At 45.8% G+C, this 9,912-nt stretch carries 14 protein-coding genes and 1 other RNA gene; 2 read left to right on the top strand and 13 right to left on the bottom strand.

Annotated elements, in window-relative coordinates:
* The 12 genes from WG89_RS32075 to WG89_RS10600 all read right to left on the bottom strand — a co-directional run.
* On the bottom strand, positions 1-169 hold a 169-nt coding region (locus tag WG89_RS32075), incomplete at its 3' end, for a transposase (protein WP_062260605.1).
* 40 nt (positions 170-209) lie between these two features.
* Entirely contained in the window at positions 210-758 is a 549-nt protein-coding gene (locus WG89_RS10650; RefSeq protein WP_062265427.1) for a PD-(D/E)XK nuclease domain-containing protein, read from the bottom strand.
* A gap of 320 nt (positions 759-1,078) precedes the next feature.
* Complete coding sequence (locus WG89_RS10645; protein ID WP_062265424.1) at positions 1,079-2,392, bottom strand: hypothetical protein; 1,314 nt, start codon at positions 2,390-2,392, stop codon at positions 1,079-1,081.
* A gap of 104 nt (positions 2,393-2,496) precedes the next feature.
* A complete protein-coding gene (locus WG89_RS10640) occupies positions 2,497-3,813 on the bottom strand; it encodes a zonular occludens toxin domain-containing protein (RefSeq protein WP_062265421.1) in 1,317 nt (438 codons plus the stop codon).
* Between the two features lie 92 nt (positions 3,814-3,905).
* Positions 3,906-4,235 (bottom strand): DUF2523 family protein, encoded by a 330-nt coding sequence (locus WG89_RS10635; RefSeq protein WP_062265418.1) that lies wholly within the window; start codon positions 4,233-4,235, stop codon positions 3,906-3,908.
* A gap of 15 nt (positions 4,236-4,250) precedes the next feature.
* Positions 4,251-5,678 carry a virulence factor TspB C-terminal domain-related protein gene (locus WG89_RS10630; protein ID WP_062265415.1) on the bottom strand — a complete coding sequence of 476 codons (1,428 nt, stop codon included), beginning with the start codon at positions 5,676-5,678 and terminating at the stop codon, positions 4,251-4,253.
* 56 nt (positions 5,679-5,734) lie between these two features.
* Positions 5,735-5,941, bottom strand: a complete 207-nt coding sequence (locus tag WG89_RS10625; protein ID WP_079253777.1) for a major capsid protein — start codon at positions 5,939-5,941, stop codon at positions 5,735-5,737.
* Positions 5,942-5,966: 25 nt separating this feature from the next.
* Positions 5,967-6,179 (bottom strand): hypothetical protein, encoded by a 213-nt coding sequence (locus tag WG89_RS10620; protein ID WP_062265408.1) that lies wholly within the window; start codon positions 6,177-6,179, stop codon positions 5,967-5,969.
* Positions 6,179-6,469, bottom strand: coding sequence for a hypothetical protein (locus WG89_RS10615; RefSeq protein WP_245662900.1), 291 nt, complete (start codon positions 6,467-6,469; stop codon positions 6,179-6,181). The genes WG89_RS10620 and WG89_RS10615 overlap by 1 nt, the downstream gene beginning before the upstream one ends.
* A gap of 245 nt (positions 6,470-6,714) precedes the next feature.
* Complete coding sequence (locus tag WG89_RS10610; protein ID WP_062265402.1) at positions 6,715-6,906, bottom strand: hypothetical protein; 192 nt, start codon at positions 6,904-6,906, stop codon at positions 6,715-6,717.
* 2 nt (positions 6,907-6,908) lie between these two features.
* Positions 6,909-7,181 carry a hypothetical protein gene (locus WG89_RS10605; RefSeq protein ID WP_062265399.1) on the bottom strand — a complete coding sequence of 91 codons (273 nt, stop codon included), beginning with the start codon at positions 7,179-7,181 and terminating at the stop codon, positions 6,909-6,911.
* Positions 7,178-7,420, bottom strand: coding sequence for a MerR family transcriptional regulator (locus WG89_RS10600; RefSeq protein ID WP_062265395.1), 243 nt, complete (start codon positions 7,418-7,420; stop codon positions 7,178-7,180). The genes WG89_RS10605 and WG89_RS10600 overlap by 4 nt, the downstream gene beginning before the upstream one ends.
* A gap of 252 nt (positions 7,421-7,672) precedes the next feature.
* On the opposite strand from WG89_RS10600, the gene WG89_RS10595 reads away from it, so the two are divergent.
* Both WG89_RS10595 and WG89_RS10590 read left to right on the top strand, forming a co-directional pair.
* Positions 7,673-8,002 carry a helix-turn-helix domain-containing protein gene (locus WG89_RS10595; RefSeq protein WP_062265392.1) on the top strand — a complete coding sequence of 110 codons (330 nt, stop codon included), beginning with the start codon at positions 7,673-7,675 and terminating at the stop codon, positions 8,000-8,002.
* A 37-nt stretch (positions 8,003-8,039) separates the two neighbouring features.
* Positions 8,040-9,074 (top strand): phage integrase, encoded by a 1,035-nt coding sequence (locus tag WG89_RS10590; RefSeq protein ID WP_062265389.1) that lies wholly within the window; start codon positions 8,040-8,042, stop codon positions 9,072-9,074.
* A 96-nt stretch (positions 9,075-9,170) separates the two neighbouring features.
* Here the strand turns inward: WG89_RS10590 and ssrA are convergent.
* Positions 9,171-9,583, bottom strand: a transfer-messenger RNA (tmRNA) gene (ssrA, locus tag WG89_RS10585).
* Positions 9,584-9,912: the final 329 nt, after the last annotated feature.

Below are 9,912 nucleotides of genomic sequence, written 5' to 3'. Positions count from 1 at the left end.
GAGGATAAGGAGGTCTTCCGTTGCCACGCTTAGGGTAATAGGGCTCGATTACGGCCTCTAAGCGTTTCCATGGAATCAGAACCTCCATTCTTTCAAGAAAAATTTCCCTACGAGTTCTGCGTCGCTTCTGGCTGAATTCACTGTCGGAAAAAGAGAGTTGTTGGTCCATGACTACCTCTGATCAAGCTGCTGAGATTATTATCTCATGATCAGGGACTTATTCGCAGGTTCCTTAATGGTTCTATAATATGTAATTGTTGATCTTTCCTAAGAGGGACATTACCAATTTTAACTCCAGCAGAAACTTTACCTTTAGAACTAACTTTGGGCTTAAAAGCTTCAATAAATGTCCTATCATATATTCCGTCATGATTATAGACAAAAAGTAAACCTCTGATCTCGTAGTTCTTAGAGTTCATTGCATACTTAGTTCTCCACTCATTGCTTCCATCTGCACATTCTATTGTTCGGGCGAGTGAGTAAAGAGCGTCTCTTACATTATTGTTTCCTATAGAACCCTTTTTATAACTTTTTAAATCTGTGTTAAATAGTATGTCTTTTCCTGAATATGGGTCAGTATATTTAAAGATAACATCTACAGGGTGAGTATTTTTTTCCTTGCTACTGCTCGAATGTTTAACGCCTTTATGACATGAAAAATTCATATCTCTAGGTATTAATACATCCCATTTGAACCATCTAAATAAGTCATTAGACACTGTCTCTGCCATTTTGGCGATGTATGCTGTTTCTGCCATCTCTTAGTCCATGAAAATGAGAATGATTAAATCAGTCTGAATTTGAGTTCTTAGGAGTTTTCTTACTTTGATGTTATTTGGGTGTTTTTTAGTGGGGTCAATAGAGTCAGATGTCACATTCTAAGGGCTAGAAAAAGACAATTGTACAAAAGTTGCGCTAAAAAACGTTTTTTGGTTGATTTTTGAGCAGGCTACCGCCCTTCGGTTAGGCCTATCCGATACAGCGTGTATGTGATCAGGGCATACTTAAATAATTGCAGGATGAGTGTACCAGAACAAAGGTGCATCTTTCCTCTTATCCTCCTCCTGTGAGTTCCTCACTAGATTGTACAGCCATATAATAATCTAGATGTGTAACTCTCAAAGAGGCGCTCAATCAATGTGCCTTCAGCAACTCCTTTAGACTCGTAATTTTGAGCAATATCTTCCCAGATAATCATCTTTTGAAGCTCTGATAGTGTCGTCATGAAAGTTAATCTTTTTCTTGCGCAAGCAGACAAAAAATTACCCAGAATCAACTGATAATTCTTTCCAGAACAAGATGAGGCCTTTTTGTAGTAACGCTTGTAGTAAAGGTTGTCCTGGTAGAAAATCTCGGGAGAGCTGAACTCTATATCGCTCTGTAGAATCGTCCAGATTGGAGCGATGTAGTTGCTGTTATGGCAGTATTTGAAAGACTCCAGACCGTATTGCCAGAGACCATTCAGGTGTTTACAGACGGCTTTGTATGAGGTCAGGCAGACACCGACTTCTCCCGTCTTGATGTCATACGTACCCTCTGAAAACTGTCGTATAACTGAGTGATGGAATCTCAGCTCGATACGGGTAACGTCCTTTTCTGAGTCATAGCCCTGACAGGAGAGGTGCTTTTCTGTTGACCTGGCTGAAGTCCATTTGTGTTCCATATAGTCCAGTTTATCCACAACCCGTGATTGCACCGTTTTGTTGTACACAGCCAGTTGGACAGAGGAGGCTGCACCGAACTTAAAAGACTGGCAGCGGTCATAGGTGCAAGAAATATCAGAGTGTTTGAACTCCAGGGAATCGAACGTGTTGTACTGGGAAATCCGTCTTGATCGGCATTTAACCGAATTCACGAAGTCTTCCGGTGGGAACCAACCTTGCACATCCACTGCCAGATGAATGGCGGGATAGTTGGGTTTGGGACTGACCAGCAGCTTGTTGGCGATCTTGTTCAGGTACTTCTCCACTTCTTCTGGAGAGCGTCTGTCCAGGAACCAGGGAGAGCATTCTATTTTCAGGTGCGATGAGGGCGTTTCCGGTTTGGCATGAAACATCTTGAACAGGATTACCAGGCCAATATCATTGTTCTGGAGTTTGTACTGGTAGCCCGAAGCTTTGCCTGACTTGGAGAGGAGCCAATCCTGTCCCAGGAATTCATAGAAGCGCTCGTTGAAGTCTATGGAGTACTGAAGGTCATCCATGGCACTCAGATTTACCGAACCGTGATAGAGCTGCCTCAGGGTATCAATATAAGTGCCCAATACCGTGAATTGCTCCTGGTAGAGATCAACGACCTTGCCGTATTTGGGGTGCACAAAGATCAGTCCCCTGTCGTTCAGCTTACTGTCCATGCCATCGGTGGAGATGTCGTATCTGTCTAAATGTTTCATAAGAAATTCCTTTTTATAACTTTTTTGTTTCCTACTACTGCTATTTAAAGACGTGCTACAGGGACGTCCGCTGGCCTCCCGCGTGCGCGTTGGAGGCCAGCCGGTTAGCTGTCGATGTCCCGTTTGTAATGTTTCAGTTCTCTTCGGGTGGGTTTGTTCCTCAAGTAGTGTTTGTCCGACAGGGTTTCATCGAAGTACCCATTTCTGACAGTGGAGCGACAGAGGTAGTCGGGGACTTTCATTCGGGTGATCCTCTGGGAGTAGCAGATACATTCTTCTTCAGGAGTATCTACATTCCATAGAATGCAGTTCTGGGGTTTAGGGAAGGCTTTGGGTTTGGTTAAAGGGTCGTAGATAGGAGCGGTGTGTTTCAGTCCGGAAAGTCTCGGGGTACGCTCCTGGATGTACTGTTCCAGGCTGACAGGTTCTCTGGCGTTGGCCTTTGATAAAGGGAGAAGACTGCTCTCCTGCTCTTTAGTAGCTTCTTCTGGTGTTTTCTCTGAACGGGTCAGTGTTGAGAGGCCTTTGTATAACGCCAGCACAATGACCAGCAGGAGAATGGGAATCAGAAAGAGTGCTTTGGGCAGTTTCAGTTTGTGGGTGTGTTCAAAGGCTGAGAAGTAAACGCCGAAGTACTTCTTAGGTTTGCCTACCACCGATTTAGACGCTTCCTTCCTTTCGAAATGGTCATCAGGATCGACACACTTATCCCAAATATAACGAGTAACTTTGGCACTTCCCCAAAAATTGAAGTAATGAGTGTGATGACCAGCCAGACGCCGGATATGTATATCGAGAAAGTTAGGGTGCTGAGTAACCAGGATAACGTCAAATGAGTCATGCCGATGTCGCTCAAATTTTGCTGCGTAGACTGGTACTCGATCCTTGCCCGAGCGCACAGGGAAGAACTCCTGCGCCTCATCCACGACCAGAACCGAGTAACCTTCCAAGTCATACCATTGGTGTGGGTCATCAAAATGCCTCCAGTGCAGGTTAAGGGATTCAAAGTCCTTGAAGGTCAGTTCTGTGCCTTCCGGACAGTTTTTCTGGATCTCGGTGACACTGCGAACGTCATGGATCGGGTAGCAGCGTTTCACCCACTTCAGCCATTGCGCCAGCGGATCGTGTTTCTCAAAGGGCGTTTCAAGCCAGGGAACATCAGCCAGTTCCACAAATCGTTTCTGGGCGTGGATCGGTTGAACGGTGGCGTTGAGAATGGATTTCTCCGCCTTCTTTAACGATGGGTAGTAGATGTCATAGAAGTAGGCCTGGAAGGTTTTGCAGACCTGAAAGTCCAGCAGATTCAGTTTGATGTTGTTGTAATAACGAGGCCTGCCCTGGTACTTGGTATCGGTGCAGACGGTTTTGAAGCAATTCAGGGACTTTGAAGCCCCTGGCCTGCCGGTAATGATGTGCAGCATGTTGGCGTCCTTTCCGGTGCCAGCTCAGCCCCTCTTTTTATACTGAAAAAAAGAGCCGCTTCACCGGCTGCAGGTTTTACTGACAAGAGGTTTCAGGCACCACCACCCAGGCCGCCGGTGGGTGCATTCCAGACCGGTTTCTTCCTGGCCGCTCCTCCAGCGGTCATCAGTCCCTTGATGACGATGATGGTGGTCAGCACCGAGAGCAGGATGTTCACTGCGGTTGGAATGCCCAGTAAAGAAATCATCTGGTACATGGCGATGGGCATGCCATCAAAGTTCTCCTGGATCTTGTCACCCAGGTATTCGGTCAACAGCGACAGTCCACCGTAAGTGATCAGACCAAAACCCAGCCCCCTCAGCACAATCCAGACGATGGGCAGGGCAAAGGTCATCATGACGCTCAGCATGGCTCCCCACATGGTCAATCCTCCCTGTTAGAATGATTTGGCAATCAGTACCGCCACTGAGAACCAGGTGGCGAATAGAATGAAGTAGCGGATGTAACCCGCCAGGTCGCACATAGGATCGAAGCTGATAGCAAATTCTTTCCCATAAACTGCAAATGACAGAGGGTCGGGACAGCTGGTAGATTCTACAAAGCGCCCGTCTTCTGAGATCATGCCTTCCAGGTCGATGATCGTAGTATCCGATTCATAGCTGCCCAGTGGCTTTGTTGCCGGATTGGAGTCAACCTGTTGCTGAAGCTCAGAGGTTTGCAGTTCAAACAGACAGGCCTGCTGTTTCTCGTATCGTGCGATGACGCATTGCACGGCATCTCCCGTACAATTCATCGCTTTATCGCATTCGATACCAGAAACAGCAGAAGATGGATTGTCATTCTCGGCCTGCTTCTGGGCGGCCTGCTTGATGATGGTTTCTCGAATGATGGTTTGGGTGTTTTGTGCCTGGGGCGTATTTTGGTCCAGGTCTTCCTGATCCAGAATGTCATCCTGGGTATTGCGATTGGCGTTACCACCGTTATCTGGATGATCCACTGAGTTCTCATCCACCTTATCCCCTTCAGGATAGAGGCAAAGGTGTTCGCCATTCACAAAACGGCAGTTGCTCTGTTCGTTTTTCTCAATACAGACCACTTCACCGTTAAAGGTGCCGCAGTTATACAACTCATCCCGTGTTTCATGATCGATGCAGATTTTCTGACCATTAATCCGTTTGCAGGTTTTGTCATCATCCACACAGAACTGGATCTCATTGCTGGTTCGGCAATCCAGTCCTTCTTCATTGGTCTCTGAGTAGTTCTCGGCATCAGTGATATCCTGATCACCAGGCAGACACTCTTCACCCGTAGCAACATAGTCGTAAGTCACTTCAGATAACAGATTGTCGTAGTCCCTGAAGCCTCCGAGATTTTCATAGAGACAGCCGTTAAAACAACCCATAGATAGATTCAAAGTACTGGCGACGGGTTTGGCATCTGGACAGGAAAGGGTGGCTTCATCGCAGCCACCGGTTTCTGGGTTGTAAGCTGAACCCTGTGGGCAGGAGTCACCAAAGCGGAAAATCTTGTCACTGCTGACGTAGTACCAGGTGACTCCATTGCCTTCCAGCTGTTTCTTTTTGCAGTGGTAGCGGGATTCATTGATAAATTCAGAGCCATTATCAATGAAACCTTGAGACGGCTTATAAAGCAGGTCACAGACTTCTATCGCTGTGGGGCGGATGAAACTAGCGTTGTTATTGTACTTCCAGTAATAGGTTTCTGCTTGGGCAGAGAAGGGAATCAGTAAGAAGAGCCCAACAATAAACACTCTCATGGCCGCATCAACCAGAAGGCCAGTAGCATTACAAACAGATAGAAAGTGTTGGGGTCGTTGGTGATCATGGTATCGGTCATCAGGCAATGATCATGAAAAGGGCAGGGAAGAAACCTCCCTGCCCATCGGTGCGGTTCTCGGGATCAGCCGAAAATGGCMCCTTTTACCCACTTGAACACTACCGCCACTGCTGCGAGACCGACCAATGCGGTACCCACAGCAGTAATGGCGGTTGTGCCATCGGTGGTCAGGGCAGTAGTCGCGGCTGAGATGTCGATTTCGGCAAAAGCCCCCACCGACATCACGGAGCACAGTACACCGACCACGAGTGCCTTGAGTTTGTTAAACATGATCATTCCCCCCGAATGATGCTGTTTATCGTAATTGACGAAGAAGCAGGGAAAACACGAAGGCAATGGACAGCACCAGTAAAGCCGCTGTCAGTAGTTCATTCGCCTGATCAATCGTCAGCCCTTCAGTCACAGGCTGAGCCTGTAACTCCTGCAGCGTGATGAACGATGAAACACCGGTGCAGTAGGCTGCCCCATCGGTTTCAATCGAAAACTCATCACAGAGCAAGATCTGCATCACGAAGCCTGTTTAGCGGGCTTGGACTGCTGGATGCCAATAATCTTGATGGAGATCCGGTTCTGGGCACCGGATTGGATTCGGGTTTTGAACTCGTACTGCTTCTGAGGTTGAAGCCGTTCGTACTCGTAGAGATTCTCAATGTCAGCTGAGCAGATCATGACATCGAGACCGGAAACGTTCTTGTCATTGGGATCGGGTGGTACCGCCAGAAAGACCTTGAGATAACGATTGGCTTCAAACTCGGTGACTTTGATACCCAGGTACATGGCGTTAACTGATGAGTCCACTGTTTTGCTCTCCGTGCTGTTGATCGTTTTTGTAATCTATACGCCTGAAAAACAGGGCTCACAAGGGCTTGGCAACAAGTCGGAAGCAACCGCATAAAGTGGCATTGAATGGCATAGTTGAAGGTGGAAATGCCGGTTTTTTTTGACAGCGAAACTTGGCAGGGCGATAAATCGCCGTGTGTGGTCAAATGGGTTGACCACGCGATTAATCGTAATGCCCTGCCTTCACTGTCAAAGAAAACCGGCTATTTGGATTTCCGGTTGGAGGTTGGCCAGGAATCATTGGGTGGTTCCTCGCCAATCAGAACGCCTTTGGTTCTGTGGTAGTGGTAGACACACACCCAAATGTGACCGTTGAGGATCTCCATGCAGGCGAGTTCGTGTCGTTCTTCCAGGGTACAGCCTTCCTTGATTCGGTAGGACTGTCGTCGTTTCATGGTTATTCTTCTGGATTAGGACACTGTTCGTTGAGAGCATCTGACCAGATCGCCAGGAAGTGACTGACTTTTTCCAGGGTTACCAGGTCATCAACCCATTCCTTACGTAAGTCTTCGGCATCATCCGAGCATCGGGCAATCATGCCCCGTTTAGCGGAAATCTGAAGTTCCAGGGAACGGATAGCGTATTGCAAGAGGATCAATTGAAAGTATTGATCATTCAGAATATCAAACTCTTCAATTGAGGAGCCTTTGAGTTTTAATTCAGGAATCATTTTCTGACTCCTTTCTTGTTATTCAGAATTTTCTTTTTGGTCGCTGAGTTAAGTAGCTGTTGTTTTAATTTTGGGAGATTAATTAATACTCTTCTGCCGATTCTATAGGTAGGAAGAACTCCATCCGCTACCCAGTGACGGACTACATGCTCTGAGAGCCCTGTAGCCCTGGCAAATCGAGCTGGGGTTTGTAATAGCTCTAAGGGTATGTCTTCCAAAACAATATCGTCTATATCCATGATTCTCATCCTTGAGTGAGCTGATTTAAATTAAGGTCACCATAAAATAAACAGAAGATTGTAAAAAATACAACTATAATTACTTACGCCTGAAAAAGAAAAATGTTCATTTTTTCTGCCTGTCGAAGAAATCGGATGACTTCGGTTTAGCATTGCTAAACAATAGTGAATACATACAACAGTAAAAAATACAGAGTTTGTATTTTTTGAATTACTTGTAGTTCAGTACGACTAAACAGGCAGGTAAGAGAGATGGATAAGAAGAATAGGCAGGGATTGACGATCAACGGTCGCATGGAGTTCATACGCAGACTGCATGACTTGACTCGGAAGCAATGGGCTGAAGAGCTAGGGGTCAATCCTCATGTGATAGAGAATATTGAATACGGTAAGCAAAGAGTGACCAGTGAGATTCTGGAAGCTATTTCAGAGCAGTATCCCTATGTTCTCAACTACATCGTAACAGGTGAGGCTCAAATTACTTTTACCAGGGAAGAGAAAAACTTCCTGAAAGAGTTAGAGAGCTATAGCACCGATGAAGTAAAAGAAGTACTCAATTCAAAGCCAAAGAAGCGCTATTAAACAAGGGCGAAATTAACCAAACAATAAAAAGCTGGTTATGAAAATCACCAAAAATCAAAAAACAGGAAAATGGAAGCTCGATGTTGAATTAGGAAGAAATAAAAGGTTTAGAAAAACCTGTAAAACAAAAACTGAATGCCTGGAGTATTACCAGCAGTTAGTTAATGAGTTTAAAGAAGTGGAGATCAGCTCTGCGCCAGAACCAGAGGAAAAAGATAATCGAAGATTAAGTGATCTGGTCGAATTGTGGTATCAAGGCGCAGGCTGTGAGTTAACTGATCATGTTCGTTTGAAAAGAATGCTGGATGTTCTCGCTATGAAAATGGGGAATATTGTTGCCAGGAAGATGACAGTTTCTCACTTCAATCAGTATAAAAAACTCAAAAGAACAGAGATGTATCAGGGGCGAGTAATTTCAGATAATACTCTGAATAAACATCTGGGCTATCTGAATACTGTTTATAATTATCTGTATGACATTGGAGAGATTGATTATCCCAATCCACTAAGGAAAGCGAAAAAAATCAAGCTGGACGAGCGGGAGCTGACTTTTCTTTCGCTGGATCAGATTGAAATTCTTCTGAACCAGATGAAGAAATGTTCAGATAATCCCCATGTTCTCCTGATTTCCAAACTCTGCCTGGCTACTGGAGCGCGGTGGAGTGAAATAGAGAGCAGAAAGAGTCATCATTTTCATAATAATCGTGTCGAAATGACCAAGACTAAGGGTAAAAAAACGCGGAGTGTTCCTATTCCTGAAAACCTTTATCAGGAAGTCAAAACTCACCTGGTAAAGCATGGCCAGTTCAGCTCTTCAATATCTGCATTTAGACGAGCATTAAAATCCTCCGGTATTCAGTTACCGAGAGGTCAGAGCAGTCACGTTTTGCGGCATACTTTTGCCAGCCATTTCATGATGAATAAAGGGAATATTCTGGTACTGCAGAGAATCCTTGGTCATACCGATCTGAAGATGACAATGAAGTATGCGAAGTTCGATCCTGATCACTTCAAGGAAGCTGCAGACCTGAATCCTCTTGCCAGTCTTGAGCGTCGTTCCATGAGTCGATAGCAGTGTAAGGTGTCGGCTATCTTCCGACACCTCAGGCTGATTTTTTGGATGGTATAAAAAAAGCCCTGTAAGTCAATGGATTACAGGGCTTTATGTTGGTGGAGGCGGCGGGATTCGAACCCGCGTCCGCCGATTCTCAGCCTTCGGCTCTACATGCTTAGATCCGCCTTTGGATTTAACTCAATAACGACCCAGCGGTCGGGGTTCTATCAAGCGATCCTGTTAAGTTTTAGCTGGCCAGCCACAGGCATACTGGGCCTCGCGAGTCTACTTACGATGACAGTCCGAAAACCGGCCAGTAGACGAGCCGGACAGACTGGGAAACTCGTAGGGTTTAGCTACGATTAAGCTGCAAATGCAAACTCTTCTTCGAAGAGTTCGTTTTGAGCGTCTCCAAGAGCTACCAAGTTGGCAACTATAAGGTTTGTAGTGTTTTGATTAACGAGAACCACTACGTCCTCGGCATGCACCTTAGGTTTCGATACCGTCGTCGAGTCCAGATCGCCCCCGGCTCAAAACTTCTGGGATCATTTAGTTATAGGCCATCTACGTAATTAAGACAATTTTTTATATAGGTGGTGCAGTGCTGGGAGACTAGCAGCCTGTCGGACTTGAACCCATAAACGCAGTTCAAGTAATTTCAGACTCTGACTATTCCGGAGAGAACTTATAAAACCCTCTCCGGCGCATTACATTTTCAACTTGTCCTTATGATTTTTCTCACTCTTGGCCTCAGATCAGCCCAATAGTGCCACAGATAAGTCGCCAACAAGACCAGTTCCAACCACTGCTCTTCATTCACTTGTTTCAGGCTGAACATCCGCCTCAAGTTATACGC

This window comes from Endozoicomonas arenosclerae, from assembly GCF_001562015.1.
In the GTDB taxonomy this organism is placed as follows: domain Bacteria; phylum Pseudomonadota; class Gammaproteobacteria; order Pseudomonadales; family Endozoicomonadaceae; genus Endozoicomonas_A; species Endozoicomonas_A arenosclerae.
Note: the sequence above shows the minus strand (reverse complement) of the source record. Positions and strands in the feature narration are given on the sequence as shown.